20 protein-coding genes are annotated in these 19,612 nt (G+C 40.0%); 11 read left to right on the top strand and 9 right to left on the bottom strand.

The genetic code is table 11. The features are described 5' to 3' along the window. Positions 1-88: 88 nt before the first annotated feature. Positions 89-817 (top strand): ribonuclease III, encoded by a 729-nt coding sequence (gene rnc, locus ACQY77_RS14335; RefSeq protein WP_421941475.1) that lies wholly within the window; start codon positions 89-91, stop codon positions 815-817. A 353-nt stretch (positions 818-1,170) separates the two neighbouring features. On the opposite strand, the gene ACQY77_RS14340 is transcribed toward rnc, so the two are convergent. Then, positions 1,171-1,884: a hypothetical protein gene (locus tag ACQY77_RS14340; protein WP_421941474.1), complete on the bottom strand. Its 714-nt coding sequence runs from the start codon at positions 1,882-1,884 to the stop codon at positions 1,171-1,173. A gap of 71 nt (positions 1,885-1,955) precedes the next feature. On the opposite strand from ACQY77_RS14340, the gene ACQY77_RS14345 reads away from it, so the two are divergent. From ACQY77_RS14345 to nadD, 5 genes are all read left to right on the top strand, one after another. After that, positions 1,956-2,711: a lysophospholipid acyltransferase family protein gene (locus ACQY77_RS14345; protein WP_421941473.1), complete on the top strand. Its 756-nt coding sequence runs from the start codon at positions 1,956-1,958 to the stop codon at positions 2,709-2,711. Positions 2,712-2,755: 44 nt separating this feature from the next. Next, positions 2,756-3,619, top strand: a complete 864-nt coding sequence (locus ACQY77_RS14350; RefSeq protein ID WP_421942379.1) for a YicC/YloC family endoribonuclease — start codon at positions 2,756-2,758, stop codon at positions 3,617-3,619. A gap of 8 nt (positions 3,620-3,627) precedes the next feature. Continuing rightward, positions 3,628-4,197, top strand: coding sequence for a guanylate kinase (gene gmk / locus ACQY77_RS14355; RefSeq protein WP_421941472.1), 570 nt, complete (start codon positions 3,628-3,630; stop codon positions 4,195-4,197). Positions 4,198-4,273: 76 nt separating this feature from the next. Next, complete coding sequence (locus tag ACQY77_RS14360; protein ID WP_421941471.1) at positions 4,274-4,642, top strand: four helix bundle protein; 369 nt, start codon at positions 4,274-4,276, stop codon at positions 4,640-4,642. A 28-nt stretch (positions 4,643-4,670) separates the two neighbouring features. Then, on the top strand, positions 4,671-5,264 hold the full coding sequence (gene nadD / locus ACQY77_RS14365; protein ID WP_421941470.1) for a nicotinate (nicotinamide) nucleotide adenylyltransferase: 594 nt from the start codon (positions 4,671-4,673) through the stop codon (positions 5,262-5,264). Between the two features lie 38 nt (positions 5,265-5,302). Here the strand turns inward: nadD and ACQY77_RS14370 are convergent, their stop codons facing one another. Next, positions 5,303-5,875: a GNAT family N-acetyltransferase gene (locus ACQY77_RS14370; protein WP_421941469.1), complete on the bottom strand. Its 573-nt coding sequence runs from the start codon at positions 5,873-5,875 to the stop codon at positions 5,303-5,305. A 3-nt stretch (positions 5,876-5,878) separates the two neighbouring features. Next, positions 5,879-6,580 (bottom strand): SAM-dependent methyltransferase, encoded by a 702-nt coding sequence (locus ACQY77_RS14375; RefSeq protein WP_421941468.1) that lies wholly within the window; start codon positions 6,578-6,580, stop codon positions 5,879-5,881. A gap of 282 nt (positions 6,581-6,862) precedes the next feature. On the opposite strand from ACQY77_RS14375, the gene ACQY77_RS14380 reads away from it, so the two are divergent. Next, positions 6,863-8,413, top strand: a complete 1,551-nt coding sequence (locus ACQY77_RS14380) for a DUF6600 domain-containing protein (RefSeq protein WP_421941467.1) — start codon at positions 6,863-6,865, stop codon at positions 8,411-8,413. Between the two features lie 36 nt (positions 8,414-8,449). Here the strand turns inward: ACQY77_RS14380 and ACQY77_RS14385 are convergent, their stop codons facing one another. After that, entirely contained in the window at positions 8,450-9,079 is a 630-nt protein-coding gene (locus ACQY77_RS14385) for an HAD family hydrolase (protein ID WP_421941466.1), read from the bottom strand. Positions 9,080-9,230: 151 nt separating this feature from the next. Here ACQY77_RS14385 and ACQY77_RS14390 point away from each other — a divergent pair, with 151 nt between their 5' ends. The 4 genes from ACQY77_RS14390 (at position 9,231) to ACQY77_RS14405 (ending at position 12,859) form a co-directional block, all read left to right on the top strand. Further along, on the top strand, positions 9,231-9,458 hold the full coding sequence (locus ACQY77_RS14390; protein ID WP_421941465.1) for a YtxH domain-containing protein: 228 nt from the start codon (positions 9,231-9,233) through the stop codon (positions 9,456-9,458). A 61-nt stretch (positions 9,459-9,519) separates the two neighbouring features. Then, a complete protein-coding gene (locus tag ACQY77_RS14395; protein ID WP_421941464.1) occupies positions 9,520-10,920 on the top strand; it encodes an MBL fold metallo-hydrolase RNA specificity domain-containing protein in 1,401 nt (466 codons plus the stop codon). 181 nt (positions 10,921-11,101) lie between these two features. Continuing rightward, entirely contained in the window at positions 11,102-11,788 is a 687-nt protein-coding gene (locus ACQY77_RS14400) for a class I SAM-dependent methyltransferase (RefSeq protein ID WP_421941463.1), read from the top strand. 69 nt (positions 11,789-11,857) lie between these two features. Beyond that, positions 11,858-12,859: an LLM class flavin-dependent oxidoreductase gene (locus tag ACQY77_RS14405; protein WP_421941462.1), complete on the top strand. Its 1,002-nt coding sequence runs from the start codon at positions 11,858-11,860 to the stop codon at positions 12,857-12,859. A gap of 8 nt (positions 12,860-12,867) precedes the next feature. Here ACQY77_RS14405 and ACQY77_RS14410 read toward each other — a convergent pair whose 3' ends face one another. The 5 genes from ACQY77_RS14410 to ACQY77_RS14430 all read right to left on the bottom strand — a co-directional run bounded on the left by ACQY77_RS14410 (position 12,868) and on the right by ACQY77_RS14430 (position 19,553). Next, positions 12,868-14,004, bottom strand: a complete 1,137-nt coding sequence (locus ACQY77_RS14410) for a M28 family metallopeptidase (protein ID WP_421941461.1) — start codon at positions 14,002-14,004, stop codon at positions 12,868-12,870. Positions 14,005-14,164: 160 nt separating this feature from the next. Beyond that, complete coding sequence (locus ACQY77_RS14415) at positions 14,165-15,082, bottom strand: DUF6607 family protein (RefSeq protein ID WP_421941460.1); 918 nt, start codon at positions 15,080-15,082, stop codon at positions 14,165-14,167. 24 nt (positions 15,083-15,106) lie between these two features. Then, entirely contained in the window at positions 15,107-16,309 is a 1,203-nt protein-coding gene (locus ACQY77_RS14420; protein WP_421941459.1) for a PepSY-associated TM helix domain-containing protein, read from the bottom strand. A gap of 76 nt (positions 16,310-16,385) precedes the next feature. Beyond that, a complete protein-coding gene (locus tag ACQY77_RS14425) occupies positions 16,386-17,096 on the bottom strand; it encodes a DUF4198 domain-containing protein (protein WP_421941458.1) in 711 nt (236 codons plus the stop codon). Between the two features lie 69 nt (positions 17,097-17,165). After that, positions 17,166-19,553, bottom strand: coding sequence for a TonB-dependent siderophore receptor (locus tag ACQY77_RS14430; RefSeq protein ID WP_421941457.1), 2,388 nt, complete (start codon positions 19,551-19,553; stop codon positions 17,166-17,168). Positions 19,554-19,612 lie beyond the last annotated feature (59 nt).

A 19,612-nucleotide genomic window follows, 5' to 3' on the forward strand; every position in this document is an offset into this window, starting at 1 on the left:
AGTGCTTGCTTTATAATTTTGTATGCTGACTAAAAATAGATAACTTAGTTAAATATGCTCATTAGCCGCTAATTGTGTTATTTATTTAATGCCGATATTTAGATTATATAAACTTTATATTTCTCCTGAAAAGGAGTTTGTAAAAAAGCTGAAAAACATTTTGGGCTTTGTTCCGGGCAATGTTGCGCTTTATAAAATGGCGTTCAGGCATCGCTCAGTAGCTAAAGTCTTAAAAAATGGTAGTCGCAGTAGCAATGAAAGACTCGAATTTTTAGGTGATGCGGTATTAGGCTCTGTTATTGCAGAGTTACTTTTTAAACACTATCCCTATAAGGAAGAGGGTTTTTTAACCGAAATGCGCTCTAAAATTGTAAACCGGGCAAACCTGAATCAACTGGCAAAGAAAATCGGTTTTGATAAAATGATTCAGTTTGATCAAAGATCGGTAAGCGTTCAAACCAAACATAATTCTATGTTGGGCGATGCTTTTGAGGCCATTGTAGGTGCCATCTATCTGGATAAGGGTTACAACTTTACCAAAGAGTTTTTACTGCGCAGAATTGTTAAGCCACACATTGATATTCATACCCTCGAACTTACCGAAACCAATTTCAAAAGTAAACTGATTGAATGGTGCCAGCGCCATGGTAAAGATGTGATGTTTGAATTGGTGCAGAACGATGAGGGAGAAAGTGCCAAGCTGTTTACCATCAGTGCAATTGTAGATGGCGAAAAACATGGAACAGGTCGCGATTACAACAAGAAAAACGCAGAGAAACTGGCAGCAGAGAAAGCTTGTGAAGCATTGAGCATCTAGAGTTTGTTGTTTAATTGCTCAACTGGTTAATTGTTGAGTTGTTTAGCTGTCGACTACAAAGCGCTTAGCTGGGTTATGCGCCCAGAACTCCCTACTCCAAGCTCCAAATCAAAACTCCCCGCTGATTGTTTAACTGTTTAATTGCTGAATGGTTTAGCTGTCGACTATCAAGGCGCTTAGCTGGGTTATGCGCCCAGAACTCCCCACTCTAAACTCCCTACTCCAAACTCCCCACTGATTGTTTAATCGGTTAATTGTTGAGTTGTTTAGCTGTCGACTACAAGGCGCTTAGCTGGGTTATGCGCCCAGAACTCCCTACTCCAAACTCCCTACTCTAAACTCAAAACTCCCCACTACTTCCCCTTTCCCAGTGTATCTGTAAATTTCTTCGAAGATTCTTTGATGTATTTAATGTAATCGTAGCTGCTCCAGTATTGTGCCTTATCGTACTCGGGTCTGCAGTTGAGCATGTAAGTCTCCAGGTCTTTGCCCCTTAAATCGGTATTGTTCTGGATAATTGTTCCGTTAAAATACTGATCAATCTGGCTTTGCTTGATTTCATTATCGGCATATCGGCCAAATCGCCTTGCATTTTTAGGATCTTTGCCCAAGAGGTTGTACAAGGCATTTAAAGGTTGGAAAAAGGCAGAAAGGAATTTGGTTTTACCGCCGTTGTAAACCCCTTTGTTTTTGAATTCCTGTTTAATTTCAGCCAGATCCTGCTGTTTGGTATTGCCTCTGATGGTCACTTCGTCGAGGGTGGTTGTTGCTCTGATGAGGTATATAATTAAATCCTGCTCGCCTTTTACTACCACCTGCTGGTCGATTAAATTTCTTTTGGCTATATAAAGCGTATCGCCAACTTTAGCTCTCAGCTGAAACATACCCATGTCATTACTGCCAACACCGATTTTGCTGCGCATATTGGTGATTTCTGCTAAGGCCACTCTAATGTTCGAACCTCGCTCAATCACTACGCCTTTAACAATAAAATCCTGACTCCAGGCCGCAGAACTCAAACAAATTAAGGCAATAAAAATGCAGGAAAATAGGTTGAGGGCTTTCATCAGTTGTAAGATATTTTTTGTAAAATTAACAATTGTTAACGGTGTATGTTGTTAAAAAAACGTTAATACAGATGAGAAAGTTTGTTGGGTTAATTTATTTGTTGTATTCGGCCATCATATTTTTCGTGTTGATGATACTGGTATGCCCTTTTATTATTTTAAGTACAGCCTTATTTAAGGAGAAGACTGGGAGGAGAACAGCCTTCTTTTTTCTTAAATTTTGGGCCTGGGGCTTTAGTTTATCCACTTTCTTATGGTTTAGCAGCAGGGGTAGAAAGGGTATTGATACCAGTAAAGCCTATATTTATGTAGGCAACCACCGCTCTTTTTTAGATGCCGTTGCCATCGTCATCTGTATTCCACAGGCTTTTAGACCCTTAGGCAAGATTGAGATGCTAAAAATTCCGGTTTTTGGCTGGATTTATAAACGCTTGGTGGTGATGATTGATAGAAGCAGCAGGGAAAGCAGAGACCAGTCGGTAGTAGCGCTAAGAAAAGATTTATCTGAAGGACAATCAATTTTAATATTCCCCGAGGGAACAATGAATAAAACCGATCAGCTCCTGGCGCCTTTTTTTGATGGCGCTTTCAGACTGGCCATAGAAACGCAAACTCCTATTATGCCTTTTGCCATTCTCAACAGCGGGGAGCATTTGCCCCGTAAAAATCCCTTGCTATTAAAACCTGGGGTCATTAAAACAGTATTTGGGCAGGCTATAGAAGTAAATGGTCTGGAGTCTGGAGATTTAGAAAGGTTAAAAAACCAGGCCTTCAATTCTATAACAGCTTTGCTCAAAGACAGTACTGCAGCGGTTGGGAACGACTAAAAACTGTTCGCTAATTTTTCTTACCTTTGCGCATGATTAAATCCATGACGGGATACGGCTTAGCAACAGCCGATTACGCAAATGCAAAGTATAGTGTCGAAATCAAATCGCTCAACAGTAAGTTTCTGGAGCTGAATTTAAAATTCCCTAAGGCTTTTTCTGAGAAGGAACTGATCATTAGAAATATCTGTAGCAAAGACATCGAAAGAGGTAAAGTAAGCTTAAACATCACTGTTGAAAGAAACGGGGGAGAGGTTACCGGAGCTACCATCAATACAGCCTTATTAAATCACTATTATAATCAGTTAATAGCTGTTAACGATTCATTAAATGCAAATAGCAGTAATCTTTTACAAACTGCATTAACCTTTCCTGATGTAATTAATTACAAAGAGGAAAGTGTTAGCGAAGATGAGTGGAACCATCTTTTTAAAGTATTTACCCAGGCCTTAAACAACTTCAATCAATTCAGAGAGGATGAAGGCAAGGTTTTAAAAGCAGATCTTGCCCTTCGCATCAACAATATCCTGGGTTATTTCAAATCAGTAGAAGCGCTTGAACCGAGAAGGATTGTAGCAATTCGCGAAAAATTTGCCCAATTTTTAGATGATGCAGTAGGGAAGGTAAATATTGATCAAAACCGTTTCGAGCAGGAATTGATCTATTACATTGATAAAATCGATATCACTGAAGAAAAAACCAGGCTTAAAAGTCACTGCGATTATTTCTTGCAGACTTTAGATAGTAAAGAAGCGAATGGAAAGAAAATGGGTTTTATTTCGCAGGAGATTGGCAGAGAAATCAATACAATGGGAGCTAAAGCAAATGATGCGCAGATGCAGCAGTTCGTTGTGGGAATGAAAGAAGAGTTAGAAAAAATTAAGGAACAATTACTAAACGTATTATAGCAGCTCAAATGAAGCAAGGCAAATTAATTATATTTTCAGCACCATCAGGAGCAGGTAAAACCACTATTGTGCAACACCTTTTAAAAAAGTTTCCTGAATTAAGCTTCTCTATTTCAGCTACTACCCGTGAAAGTAGAGGTACTGAAGAACATAAAAAGGATTATTACTTTATCTCCAAGGAAGAATTCTTACATCGTGTATCGCAACATGATTTTGTAGAGTTTGAAGAAGTTTATAACGGTACTTTTTATGGTACGCTACGTTCAGAAATTCAACGCATATGGGATGCAGACAAACATGTTATTTTTGATATTGATGTGGAAGGTGGTCTGCGCTTAAAGAGAAAGTATGAAGATGATGCTTTAGCTATTTTTGTCCAACCTCCTTCATTGGAAGTATTGAAAGAACGCTTATCTGGTCGTGGAACAGATAGTGCCGCTAAATTGCAGGAACGTTTTGCTAAGGCAGAAAAGGAACTTCAATACGCAGATAAATTCGATGTGGTATTGAAAAATTTCGAACTCGATATAGCCTGCGCCGAAGCCGAGAAGCTTGTGGCAGATTTTCTTGCCAGATAGCAGTTTTTAGTTAACAATTTACAGTTTAGCTAGCGTCCTAAACAGCAAACGGTTCCAACAGTAATGAACAATTCTAATGGGAGATTTTTTTGATTTATTAGCCTATAAGAAATCATTTCAATTGGCCATGGAAATATTTGAAATGAGTAAATTTTTTCCAAAAGAAGAAATGTATTCGCTTACTGATCAAATAAGAAGGTCGTCTCGATCTACTAATATTTGCTTAATTGAAGCCTATAGAAAACGCAGATATAAAGCACATTTTATCAGTAAACTCTCTGATAGTGATATGGAGAATAGTGAAACTAAGGGTTGGTTGAAGTTTGCATTAGCATGTAATTATATAACGGTAGATCAATATGCTAAGCTTACAGATCAATGTGACGAAGTTGGGAAATTACTCAATCACATGATGAATAATCCTGAAAAATATGGTTCTTTGTAATTTTCGATCGCTAGTTAGAAACTGCTAAATGATAACTGAAAACCGTAAACTGAAAACAGGCCTCTTCTTTGGTTCATATAACCCTATACACACCGGACATTTAATTATGGCCAATTACCTGGCCAATTATACAGCGCTTGAGGAAGTTTGGCTGGTGGTTTCGCCACATAATCCACTAAAGGATAAAAAAGGCTTAACGAATATGTACGACCGCCTTGAAATGGCTAGGCTGGCTACCGAAAATACCGAACATATCCGCGTAAGCGACATTGAATTCACACTACCTCAACCGTCTTACACCATTGATACCCTCGCGCATCTGCATGAGAAATACCCAGACAGGGAGTTTATTTTAATTATGGGCGCTGATAACCTGGTGTCATTAAAAAAATGGAAGAACTATGAGGTGTTACTCAAAAACTACCAGATTTATGTTTACCCGCGGCCGGGGGCAGATGTAAGTGACTGGGAAAACCATCCTGCTATAACTTTTACTCAAACCCCTTTAATGGAAATATCTTCAACCTTTATCCGCAAAGCGATAAAGGAAAAAAAGAATGTTCAGTTTTTCCTGCCAGATAAAGTGATTGAATTTATCGATGGCAAGGGCATGTATCGGTAGCCGGTATCATTTCTTTTTGAAGGGACGTTGGTATATCTTTAAAGATTTTGCAAGGATTGTCTCTCCTGCCACTCTTCCCTCAACATGGAATAAAGTACCAGGTCAAGAAAGTTATTGTTAACTACTTCAGCTTGTCTCATAATCCCCTCTTTAATAAAATTTAATTTCTCAGGGATAGCCTGGCTGCTCAGGTTTTGTGTTGCAGCCTTAATTTCAATCCGGTTTAAAGCCATCGCACCAAAGCCATAATCAATAAGTTTTTTGCATGAATTGAGCATAATACCTTTACCAACCGCAGTTTTAGCTAGCCAATAACCGATTGCAGCACTGCGATTGGCCGTTTGAATGTGATGTAAGCCAATTCTGCCTGCAAGCTTGTTTTGATAAATAATAACAAAGCTAATCTCCTTATCTTCTTCCTGGAGCTTTTTACAAGTTTGAATGTAAGCCGAAACATCTGCTACTACATTCATAAACCCAACCCAAGGTAAAAACTGCGCCAGGTGGGCTCTATTGGCATCAATACAGGTAAATAAATCCTCGGCATGATGCTCGTTAATTAATTCCAGCCGGATATCCGTACTTACCTGAAGTATCAAAGGCTTGTCCATGATTTAAGAAAGCAGGAAAATCGTTGGCTTTTTATGTAAATCTATCTCTTCTTTGCGCCATTGTGCAATGCTTTGTGTTTTGATAAACTCGTCTGTCGCCGTGATATTGCAGGCTATACAAAGCTGGGTATTGGGCTTACAGCTTTTTAAAATTTCTTCTAAAAGCTGATTGTTTCTAAAAGGTGTTTCAATAAACAACTGTGTTTGTTTATAGCGGGTGGCCGATACCTCTAAATCTTTAATGCGCTTGCTGCGTTGTTCCTTGTCGATAGGAAGGTATCCCCAAAAGGTAAAACTCTGGCCGTTGAAGCCTGATGCCATTAAAGCCAGTAAAATAGAACTTGGGCCCACTAGCGGAACTACTTTTATACCTCTCTTATGAGCCTCGGCAACAATCTCTGCCCCCGGATCAGCAACTCCGGGACATCCGGCCTCACTCATTAAACCTACATCTTTTCCATGGCTAAGTTCATTAAAGAAAGGCGCAAGGTTGTTGCGGTTATGTTTACCATAATCATGAACAATCAGATCTTTTTGAGGTGTTTTTAACCCTGCTTCTTTTAAAAATTTCCTGGCAGTTTTGCTGTTTTCAACAATATAAGTGTCAATTTGGTTAATGGTATCTACCAAATAAGGAGTAAAAGTTTTATGTGCTGCTTCTTCAGCTAAAGGAACAGGAATAAGATATAAGGTGCCGTTTTGCATGGGGTAAAAATACTGACAATTAATAGAATTTAAGTTTTAAAGTTTAAGGTTGTGGCAGTATAATCTCTTTTCTATGGCAAGGTGTAGCAAATTTTATTTTTATATGACTGCTTTTCTGCACAATTATATCAGCCGCAAAACGTTAAATAAGAGTTAAATATGCCCTGGGAGGCAATATTTTAAGGAAAACCAAAAAAACTATGCAAGCATATTAAACCTTAAATGGTTTTGGTTCTCTAATTGATACACACACAATGTTAGGTTAATATAAAAAACACACAAATGAAAACACTGAAAAAATCGGCACTTGTGCTGGGGCTTTTTGCGCTCCTTGCCGGAACCACAACCTTGGTCAGGGCGCAAGACTACCCTGACAGCTATCAGGATGATGAATATTACAATGATGGCAATGTCTCTCTTCAAACTTTTTACGATGAACTTTCGCCTTATGGAACCTGGATTCAGGATCCTCAGTACGGATATGTTTGGCGGCCAGATGTAAATCAGGCAGATTTTCGCCCTTATTATACAAATGGAAGATGGGTAATGACTGAATACGGAAATACCTGGGTTTCGAACTACGACTGGGGCTGGGCTCCTTTCCACTACGGGCGTTGGGTATATAATAGTTACAGACAATGGATTTGGTTGCCAGATACTAATTGGGGTCCGGCATGGGTAGATTGGAGAAGCGGAGATGGTTATTATGGCTGGGCACCTATGGCACCTAGTATCAGCATCAACATCAGTTTTGGCAGAAGGTATGTAGTTCCTGATTATTGCTGGAATTTTATCCCTCAGGCGAACATTTATGTAAATACTTTCCCGAGATATGATTATGGAAGGAATAATGTTTACATCCGCAATACCACCATCATCAATAATACTTATGTATATAACAGAAGAACTTATTATGGAGGTCCGAGGGCAGAAGATATCAGACGCGCAACTAATCGTGATGTAAGGGTGTACCGATTCTCGCAAAGTAACAGACCAGGCGCAAGCAGGGTTGGTGGTCGTGAGGTATCTATTTACAGACCAAGAGCAGAGCGTAATGTAGATAATCGCAGTGCAGCACCTAAAAAGTTTGATCGTGGAAATGCAGGCTTTACCAGAAACGGAAGAGAAAGCATGGCCAATCGTGATAACAGAGGCAACAATGGAAACGATAACAGGTTTGGAACACGTCCTGATCGTACCGTAGGGCAACCGAACAGAGGCAATGAGCCTAATAGTAATCGTGGTAATAACCAATCAGCTAACCGAGACGATAGATTTAACAGAGATGCGAATGGCAGACCACAATCTTCAGGTCAGAATAACAGTTCGGATTGGAGAAACAGACAAGGAAGTAATACTGAACGCGGTCAGCAACAACGTGAACAGCAGGCGCAACGTTTTGAACGTTCACAGCAAGATCGGGTGAGCCAGGAGCAGCAGCGTAATCAGCGTGATGCGCAAATGCAACAACGCCAGCAACAGGTAGAACAGCAGCGGTCTGCACAGGCTGAGCAGCAAAGAGCCCAACGTAATGAGCAGATGCAACAACAACGTAATGCACAGGCACAGGAGCAACGTCAGCAAATGGAACAGCAGAGAGCTCAGCGTAATAACGAGCAAATGCAGCAGCAACGTGCGCAACAAGATCAGCAACGTCAGCAAGCGCAACAACAGCGAGAAGCGCAGGCACAGCAGCAAAGGGCACAACAGCAACAACAAATGCAACAACGCCAGGAGCAAAGAAGGATGGAAGCCCCTCAACAACAAAACAGAGGTGGTGCTGAAAGAGGAAATTCTGAAGGAGGAAGATCTTCAAGAGGCGGAAGAGGATAATTAAGGAAGTCCCGATGAAAATCGGGACTTTTTTATTTACTGGCCTGCTGCTTTTAACAGTTGTTTTAAATCTTTGGCCCTAAAGGTTGATTCTGCATTTGGGTATCTGTTTTCAGGATCCAGGAGAAAGGTAGAAAGGCCTAATTCAAGGCCAAATTTAATTTCTGATTCTGCATCATCACCTATTACGAGAATATCATCCGGGTTAAACCCATGTTTTGTTATAAGGGCTTTAAAAGCGTCTCTTTTGCTTTCGTTGGATGTGCTTGCATCTACAACATACACTGCTTCAAAATCATCGGCTATGCCCAGCATTTTTACTTTGGTGGTTTGCTTCTTTAAAAATCCAGCGGTAACGATAAACTTTCTTCCTTTTAGCTTTTTAATATAATGATAATCTTCTCCGGGTGAAAGCGGTTCAGTTACTTCACCGTTTTTAAGATACGCAATTGCATGATCTATAGCGCTTTGCTTAAAGCCATACTTGCTGGCTACTTTTTGGAACGGAATCCTCAGCATATCTGCTTTTGCCAAAAGGTATTGCTCTGGCGTAATTCCTAAATCTTCTGTTTCTAAAAGTGAATATAAACCGCTCATTAACTGTTTCTCGTTGGGTTTCGTAAAATAAATGGTATTATCTAAATCGATAAAAAAGACGTTTTTCATGTATTTTGGCTTGAATGTTGTAAAAAATAAAACAGCTGTGGCAAATTTATGTTATTAATGTTGACAAACTAAAGTTGTTGTATCATCAATCAGGTATTGCTCAGATAAAATAATCAAGTGTTAATTGAATTACCATTTAAAATCATTTATTATGAAAAAGGAAACAAAAATTATAGTAGGCGTACTGGCAGGAGCTGCACTTGGAGCAACCATTGCATTGGCATTATCTTCAGATTCTTCCAGTGAGATTAAAGGAAAAGTTTCAGATTGGTTGGCTGGAATTTTAGATGCGTCTAAAGAAAAACTTGCAGGTATTGCAGACAAGGCCTCAGGTGTGGCAGATAAGGTTAAAGATAAAATAGCAGAAATAAATGCATAAAGAATTGGAAGTGCCGGAAATATCCGGCATTTTTATTCTCTATATTTCTAACCGCCATTAAATGAAGATTGCTTTTCATGGTGCCGCCCGTACAGTTACGGGAAGCAAGCACCTCATTACCCTAAAAAATAATACTCAAATATTACTAGATTGTGGCCTCTTTCAGGGAATGGGGGCTGTTACAGAAAAACTAAATGATTATTTTGGTTTTGATCCCCACAAAGTAACCTATCTGGTATTGTCTCATGCCCATATTGATCATTGTGGATTGTTACCCAAATTAGTAGCCGATGGTTTTAGTGGAAAGATATTCTGCACGGCCGCTACCATGGATCTCGCCCGTATTTTAATGATGGATTCTGCAAAAATTCAAATGCAGGATGCAGAGTTTGCTAACCGCCACCTCCGTGATGGAGAACAACCTGAAGAACCTTTGTATACAGACGATGATGTTGTGAAGGCTGTAAGCCAAATGAAAATTGTAGCATACGAGGAGGATTTTGAAATTGAACCTGGTATTCGCCTCAAATTTACCGATGCGGGTCATATTTTAGGCAGTGCAGCAGTACATTTAACCATTACAGAAGAAGGAAAACAGATTAAGGTTACCTTTTCCGGTGATGTTGGCCGCTATGGGGATTTGCTCTTGAAAAGCCCACAGCAATTTGCTCAGGCAGATTATATCATTATGGAATCAACCTATGGAGATTCCCTTCACAAAGATCTGGATCCTATTGAAGATATGCTTCTGGAGATCATTCAAAATACCTGCAAAATAAAAAAGGGTAAAGTGATTATCCCGGCATTTAGTGTTGGCAGAACCCAGGAGTTGCTATATGCCTTAAATGGATTGGAACTTAAAGGTAAACTTCCTGATGTAGCTTATTATGTAGATAGCCCCCTATCATCAAAGGCTACTGAGATTTTAAAAAGTCACCCAGAGGTTTATAATAATGGTGTGAAAGAAACATTAAAAATAGATCATGATGTTTTTGCATTCAAAGGGCTTCGGTTTATCGAAAGTTTAGAAGAATCAAAGGCACTCAATAATGATCCTCGACCTTGTGTCATCATCTCCGCATCGGGAATGGCAGAAGCAGGGCGGGTAAAACATCACATTCGTAATAACATCAGCAACTCCAAAAACACCATTTTGATGGTGGGCTATTGTGAGCCTTCTTCTTTGGGCGGTCGACTGATTGCAGGGCAAAAGGTAGTTGATATCTTTAGAGAAGATTATGAGGTAAAGGCAGAGGTTCGCTCGATTAAATCGATGAGCGCACATGGCGATTATGAAGATTTGCTACAGTTTTTATCTTGTCAGGATCCGGCCAAAGTGAAACAACTCTTTTTGGTTCATGGGGAGTACGATGTACAGCAAAATTTTGCCACCCGGTTAAAAGATCATGGATTTAAGCATGTGGCTATTCCGGAATATCATCAGGAGTTTGAGGTTTTGTAGGGGTGTAGGGAGAAAGTAGAAAGTAGAAAGTATCAAGACTGCCGCCCTGCTGTCTAAATACTAACGACTAGGTACCAACTACTTGAAAAAGTATCAACACTGACCATGTTAGGCACAATGTCTAAATACTAAGTACTCCGTACTAACTACTTTTCTGCTACCTGTTCCTTATCTTTGCTGCATGGACGTTTTTGGTAAGGCTTTGACCGATGTATACAGAACAGGCGAAGCAGATACGCTTTGGTTGCACAATTCTTATGGAGAACCAGAAGAAATGCCTGTAGAATTTTTCTTTAGGGATGATGAAGATATGCCCGTCCTGGAATTACAGGCACTGCACATGTGCACCGGTAAAGTGCTGGATATTGGAGCAGGGGTTGGAAGTCATGCTTTATTATTACAAGCCTTTAATATTGACGTTACTGCCATTGATATTTCGGAGGCTGCAGTAAGCATCATGAAGGACCGGGGTGTGAAAAAAGCTTTTGTTCAGGATATATTTAGTTATCAGGAAAAGTTTGACACCATTTTGTTGTTGATGAATGGGATTGGTTTAACCGGAACTTTACCAGGTTTCAAAGACTTTTTAGTTAATATTAAAAACCTTTTAAACCCTGGCGGTCAACTTATATTTGATACTTCAGATATCGCTTATCTATATGAAGATACCCCCAAGCCCCTTAATCAATATTATGGAGAGGTTTCTTACCAATATGAATATAAGGGAGAGAAAGGTAATTGGTTTAACTGGATTTATGTGGATGAAAAAACCATAAAAACGCTAGCCAAAGAAACAGGCTGGGAGAGTGAAATCATTTTTGATGATGGTGAAGATCAGTATTTAGTCAAATTAACTTTAGCGCAATAATATCAAAGTCATAAAGGCAATAATCAGTATTAATTAAATCTCAAGGCTCATAAATTTGTTCAACAAGATATGAGTAAAAAGATTAAATTAAGTGTACTGGATCAATCGCCTGTGCGTAAAGGCGTAAATGCCCGCAGGGCAATTGAAGAAACAACTTTACTCGCTCAGGAAACAGAGCGATTAGGCTACCATCGTTTTTGGGTTTCAGAACATCATAATGCTACAAGTTTAGCGGGCTCTACACCCGAAGTTTTGATTGCCCATCTCGCTAATCACACGCAAACGCTGCGCATTGGTTCTGGCGGCATTATGTTGCCTAATCACAGCGCATTAAAGGTTGCCGAAAGTTTTCGCCTGCTGGAAGTGCTGCATCCCGGACGTATCGACCTGGGCATGGGCAGGGCACCGGGAACAGACCGCATTACCGCTTCGATGCTTAATCCATCCAACAACTGGAGTGAACAGGATTTTGCAGAACAATTGGTTCAATTACAACACTATCTTCACGATACTTCTGATGGAGGTATTCAGGCCAAAATAAAGGCCATTCCCATTGCCGAAACTGTTCCTGCGCAATGGCTGTTGAGCAGCAGCGGTCAAAGTGCCATGTTTGCCGCTCATTTTGGGATGGGCTTTTCTTTTGCGCACTTTATCAACCCACATGGCGGTCCTCAGGCTGTTCAATATTACCGGGACCATTTTAAACCTTCGGTTGATCTGGAAGCGCCCCAGGAGAATGTTGCCCTGTTTGTTTTCTGTTCTGAAGACGAAGAAAAGGTGATGCAACAGGAGGCACTGATGAGTTATCGGTTTTTGCAGCTGGAAAAGGGTGGAGGCCTAACTTCAACAGGTTATGAAGATATTAAGGATATCAGCTATAATTTTGCTGAACAGGAACGGATTAAAGCCAATAAACCGCGGATGATTTACGGAACGCCAGATATTGTAAAATCACGGCTAACGCAATTGGCCGCAGACTATGATGTAGATGAGTTAATGGCTGTAACCATTACAGAACATTTTGAAGATAGGATCAAATCTTATCAGTTGTTGGCAGATTTATTCTTGTAGGGAAAATATTATTCCATTTGAGTTTTACAGAAACCAACAATTAATTTAAACAGGTCGTTATATTCTGTTAACGGAAGAGCTTCTGGCTGGTCAAAAATGTCATGGTAAGCGGAAGGGCCTCCCTGTGTATAGATAAAAAAAGCCGGAACACCTTTTTCGGTAAAAAAATAATGATCGCTATTGGCCGCTTTGCCCCTTGAATTAATCTTGCTGATGTAGTGATGCGCATTATTGATTTCGTTAAGCTGATTAAAAGCTTTGGGATATACACTTGCATTTACAACGGTCATTCCGGCATCACCTGTTCCAACCAGGTCGAGGTTGAGTAAAAATTTGATGTTTGAAAGTGGCATCAGAGGGTTTTCGGTAAAATAGTGCGATCCGATAAGCCCTGCTTCCTCGGCCGCAAAGCAAATAAATCCGACGGAATAGGGTGGAGGATTTATTGCATAATATTTAGCCAGGCTTAAGAGCGTAGCCACGCCTGCGGCATTGTCATTGGCTCCGGGAAAATAAGTTTTGCTACCCATTCCTCCCAGGTGATCATAGTGCGCAGTAATGATTAACAATGAATCGGGATGTTGGGTTCCTTTAATAAATCCACTTATGTTTGCTGCCTCGAAATTACTGATGAATTGATTCTCAATATTTACTTTGATTTCGCCGGGAAGCGCGGTAAGCGATTTTTTATTTAGTTGGATAGTTAGGCCTGGACGGCTTTCGGTTGCAACAGACCAGGTGAGCTTATCTTTTAGGTTAACTTTAAGGCCCCCATTGCCCTCATAATTTAAGCTGTCGATTTGCCTGAGTATAAATTTACCTTTTAATCCCCTGCTTTCATTGTTAACAATAAAATCCTGACCAGGGATTAATTTTTTGCTGTTGATTTCTACACTCATTTCACCTGGAAAGGTGTTAACGGGGAAGTTGAAAGTTTGGAAGTAGCCATTACCCATAGGCTGTATGCCTATTTTTTGATATTCGGATGCGATAAATTCAGCCGCTTTTTTCATCCCATCCCTGGTGTACCCTCTTCCCCAAAGTGCTGTTGAAGTTAACTTATTGATGGTTTTACGTACATAGACCGAATCTTGCGCAAGACAATATGCAGGCAGCATGAGGAGTATTAAAATGAGTTTTTTCATGATAAAGAAATCTAATATAGTGTTTTGTTTTTTTAGGCTTCATTGTGAAAGCTTAATAGCCACGAAGCTGAGTTAACCGGTCCCTGAGCCACGGACTAGGGATAAAAAAAATGGTCAGCTGCTTTCGCAACTAACCATCCTCCTATTAACAAACTACTATTTATTTTACCAGGTAAGGCTGAAGACTTGCTTTAACCTTTTCCTTGTTTTGTGCGGTTGTCCATTTTTCTTTAACCGATTGGTCTCCTAAGGCGAAAAGTACCTCATAAAGTAACTTACCATTGGTTTTGGTCTGAACTTTTAGGTTGTTATTGCCTGCAATCACGTCTGCCCATACCGAACGAACATCTGCCCAATATTTGGCCTGGCTGGCCCACCATTTTTGCGCAAAAGCAAATTTTTCAGGTGCAATTTTGGTGAACTCTTCATAGCCTTTTTCAATAGCTAAAAGTTTATCACCCTGAGGGGTACGGATAACTTTTTTGTTGTCTTGTTCAAACATCCAGCCCTCTTTAGTAAGGGTAATTCTGCTGCCACGATTTAATACATTGTAATCATTTCGGGTAGTTGATTCTCTTCTTGGTAGAGGCGAATCCGTTTCACTTTGCCAGGCATCATGACCACCAACATGGCTCCATGTGCCGTAACCCTGATAACGTGGACTATCATCAACCTGATATACTTTTTGTGTCCATTTGCCCTTTACATCTGCTGCGGTCAGGTTGGCTTTCTTCCAGGCATTATCCTGAGTGTAAAGCATTAAATCTGTATCCTCGTAAGTCCAGTCCTGGCGCCAGTGTTTGATCACTGTGCTATCATCTATTGCCAGCATGTGTTGAATAACGATTCGCTTTGGCTCATCAACAATGATTTCTGCCCATTCATTTCCATGACTTCTGTAGGGTTTACTGAATTTATAGGCCGTATCTGGGGCAGTAATTTCTGCATAGTTGAAATTAACTTTATAAAAACCGGCCAAAGACTTAATGGCCTTTCTATCTTGCTCCAATTTTGTTTGAGCATTAACGCTAAGGCTTGCCAGGCCTGTTAGCATCAAGATTAAGTTTAAAATTTTCATTTTATAGTGATTATAGGTTTGGATTTAATTATCCGCTGTTACGGGATTTTTCTTTTTTTTCTTTTTGCCCCACCAGATGATGAACCCGGTAATGGGTAAGCTTGCTGCAATAAAGCTGGCAAAAAACGCCAGAATCTTTCCGGGCAGACCTAAAACTGCGCCTACATGGATATCATAGTTCATACCGATAACGACCTCTCCTGCATTTTTTTCTGATTGATTTTTCCGATGAAGTAACTTCCCGGTATATTGGTCAAATTGAATCATATCATAGTTCCAGTAGGTTTCGTCTCCTCGGTAACCTGTGGCATAAATTGTTGCAGCCCCACCCTCTGCCGGCGACATTCCTATCCGGTCTGCATCTTTGAACTGTTGTTTAGCCGCTGCAAAGGCAACATCAAAGGGGATGGCTGAAATGGTTTTAGTGGAGTCTGATTTAACATCAACCTGGGCAGGAGGGGTTGTACTTCTGGCAGCCACTACATAAACTGTGGCTTGAAACCACTGGAATGCCCATACCAATCCGGTTAGGGCTAACATCAGGCAAATAATCATCACATAAAAACCTAACACGTTATGCAGATCGTAATTAACCCTTTTAAATTTGGCTTTCCATTTCACTTTGAAGCTTTTATCAAAGTTTGATTTCTTTAGATTTTTAGGCCACCACATCACCATACCCGAAATCAGGAGGAAAACGAAAATGAATGTAGCCCAGCCAATAATCTGCTGCCCAATAGGATGGTTAATCAGGAAACTCCAATGGAGCATTTTAACAATGGAAAAGAACTCATATTTATGATCGGCCACTAACGTAACTTTTCCTGTGTATGGATTTATGAGTACTAAATCATAATAATCTATAGAATCAAAATACCAAAATGCCTTTGGATCTCCAGCTTTATAGGTTCCAAATTCCCAGGCGCGGTCTGGTGCTTTGTAAGTAGTAATGAAACTAATTTTTTTCTTTCCCCCTAATGCTTTTTCAGCGGTCGATTTTAAAGTACTTAATGCAACAGTTTGTGGCTTTGCCGGAACTTCAACAAAAACTTCTTTTCTGTGGATAAATTCAGTGATTTCTTTTTGGAAGGCAAAGATGCAGCCTGTTATTCCCAAATGGAAAACGATCAGACCTGAAGCAATGCCCAGCCATAAATGTAACCAATCGCTTATCCTCCTTACGCGCGATTTTTTACTCTTTTTTTGGTTTTGTTTTGTTAGCGCCATTAAGCTGTATTTAATAAAAATAACCAATTGATCTTTTAATCAGTCAATTGGTTAGGTATGCGTATACTGAAATTTACTACTTCACTTGTGTAGTATAGGTAACCAGGTGCCAAACTTTTTCATAGTCTTTACCATTTAGCTTTCCTGCCGTTTTATCTTCTGTAAAGGCTTCAAAGAAATAATTTCCTTTTTCAGCTGGCTTGAAAGTGAACTTGCCTGTAGCATCAGTTTCGGTTTGCTCTGCTTTTCTGGCCGGATTTACTATCGTTAACTTCTGTTTAGCAAAAGGCGCATTGTTATAGATAAGCTGGTGGTTTGAAGTTTCGCCAACTTTAAACACGTTTTTTTCAGGTCTTATGGTCAATGCCGCAGTTGCAGGATAGGCGCTATTGGTTTTTGCATTACCAACAACCACATCAGCAAATGCGTAATATTCAATTTTAGCTTTTTCGTAAATGTCGCTTACCTCATGTACAATTGAAAGTTTATAAGTCCCATCCTCATCAGGGGTAAAACTTGTTTTAAAGAAATGTACATCTGGAGCAGTGGTTAACACTTTAGTAGAACCGTTTGGAGCGGTTAAAACGAGGCTGAATTGTTTTAAGTTGCTAAACCATTTGGCTGCCGAATCCGGCTCATTGGCTTCATATTCTCCGAAGAAGATTTTTACTTCCTGGGCCTGTCCTTTTTTTCCGGTTGATGCAGTTTCGATCCACAAGGCATGTGCAAAAGCACTTGAAATACTGAACACCACAAGCATTGCTAGTAATGAGATTTTCGTTTTCATTATTTTTTAGGTTTAAGGTTAAAAAAATCAACAGCTTTGATCTGATCCAAAGCTGTTGATGGAAAAATATTAAAATTTGTATGTTACACTTAATCTGTAATTCCTTGGTGCTTCTGCCTGATAGTAATAAGCATTTAGCCAGGAGTAGTAAGAACCGCTATACAAATACTTGTCTAAAATGTTAAACACGTTTCCGGTTACCCTGAACTTTGCATGTTCATAAAATAAACCACCATCAAGTTTAAAATAGTTTGGAAGCTTTTGTAAGCCTGCACTCCAGGTATCTGTAGCTCTTCCTGCCAGATGCGTAAAACCAGCAGAAATACCAGACCCTTTAAGTGCTCCCTCCGGTAAAGTATAAGTTAACCAGGCGTTTGAGGTATGTTTAGCAAATCCAGGAACCACATCACCTACATTAATTCCGGTTACACCATTGGTTACCGCTGTTACTTTAGCATCTGTATAGGCATAGTTTGCAATAAGTCGCAAACCAGATGCAATTTCACCTCTCAAATCAAATTCAATGCCCTGAGCTCTTTTTTCTCCTAAAACAACACTAAAGTTTTCGCTGGCTGTATTGTTGGGGTCAGCAGTTAACTCATTTTGTTTAACAATTCTGTATGCCGAAAGGGTTGTATTCCATTTTCCTCCAAACCAGTCTTTCTTAATGCCGATTTCGTTATTGGTGCCTGTAATGGGCTCAACATTCCCACCGTTGCGAATTAATCCGCTTTGTGGAGTGAAGGCCTGGTCATGAACGGCATAAACGGATGTGTTTTTATCAATAGATACACTCAAACCGATGCGTGGAACAAATTTCTTTGCTTTATCCGGATCAGCTCCCCAGGCAGACTGACTTACATAAGTGTACCGACCCGCAAGGGTTAAGCGAGCCACATTATTAAAAAAGCCTAATTCTTCCTGTGCGTAAGCACTCAGGTATTTTTGATCCATTAAACCTCCGGCAGCGATGGCGCGTTGTTCTAATGGGGTATTGCGATCGAAATTTGGAAAACCATTTGTTGGGAAACCGAAATTAGGATTGTTTAAATCGAATGGTGAGGTTGGTAAATCTAAATCATGAGATTGACCCCAATCTGCCATATAGTTTTTCTTGCCACCATCAAATCCGGCTAAAATCCGGTGATTAATTCCACCTGTTTTAACTGAACCGTTAATGAATAATTGTGCCAGTTTCATGCTGCTTTCTGCATCCCAGATGCCAACATTTCTAATTACAGTACCATTGGCATTTACGGCAGATGGCCATGAGCTATTACCGGTTTGCAAATATTTAAAATAAGCGGCTTGTGCAGTTAATTTCCAGTTTGCACCAATGTTTTGCTGAAGGTTTAAGAATAAGCTGTGATCGTTTATTCTGGTTGGACCTAAATCAGGCTGTGTCATTGTAGCTTCTCTTGGATAGGTAGCATAACCGCTGGGAGAGAAGATGTAATACGAACCCACTTCTGTCATCCGGGCATTTTGAAGTGTATATTCGGCAGTAATTTTAGTACTTGGTGTAACCTGATAGCTCAAAACTGGTGCTAAGCTATAGCGATTATTCTCTTCATAAGGTCTGAAAGAACCTTTAGTTTGTGCCGCTGCGTTCAAGCGCAATAAAAGTTTGCCATCAGCAGTTAGTTTTCTATCCAAATCGATAGTGGTTCTATATAAATCGTAACTTCCCAAAGTAAAGGAAACCTCTCCTTTGTTAATTCCGGTAGGTTTTTTAGTAACTACATTGTACATTCCGCTCGGATCTCCGTTGCCCAACATAAAGCCAGCCGGACCTTTTACAAACTCAACATGATCTACAAAGCTCACGTCTTCAGTAAGTGGCCCCCAGTAAGATGCAACTACATTAAAGCCATTGCGCATGGCCTGTATCTGCGAACCACGCATGGTGATATTGGTATACAAATCACCCCAGTGTTCTAAACGAACAGCACCACTCACATTTCTGATTAATCCATCGCTCATGCTGATGATTTGCTGATCTTTGATCACCTGATCGCTTACGGTTTGAATGTTTTGAGGCGCTTCTAAGAGCGGTTCATTTAAACGTAACGAAGCAGATGGAAGGCTTACTTTGTATTTGTTCTTAATCGCTGCTACTGTAACTTCCTGAAGTGCCTGATTATTTTCCTGTAATACGAAGTCGATAATTTTTGTTTCTCCCGCCGCTATCGTTATTGTCTTTTCTGAAGAATTGATTCCTACTGCGGAAGCTTTAAGTGTGTAAGTACCCGCCTTAACACGATTGATTGAGTATTCACCCTGCTCATTCGTTGTATTTCCCTGGTTTTTACCTTTTAATCCAACCGAAATAAAAGGCGCCGGGTTTCCGTCAGAAGTGGTTACTTTTCCTTTTATAGTTGCAAATTGCTGTGCGTATGAGAAAAGGACGCAAAAAGAGAGGAGAATCGTTAAACTAAAGGGTTTGATTTTAAGCATTCTATATTTTATTTGGATTAATTCTAAACAGTCGCAAAATAACGGAGCAAATTCTAATA

Origin of the sequence: Pedobacter sp., from assembly GCF_965279535.1 — a bacterium.
Classification (GTDB): domain Bacteria; phylum Bacteroidota; class Bacteroidia; order Sphingobacteriales; family Sphingobacteriaceae; genus Pedobacter.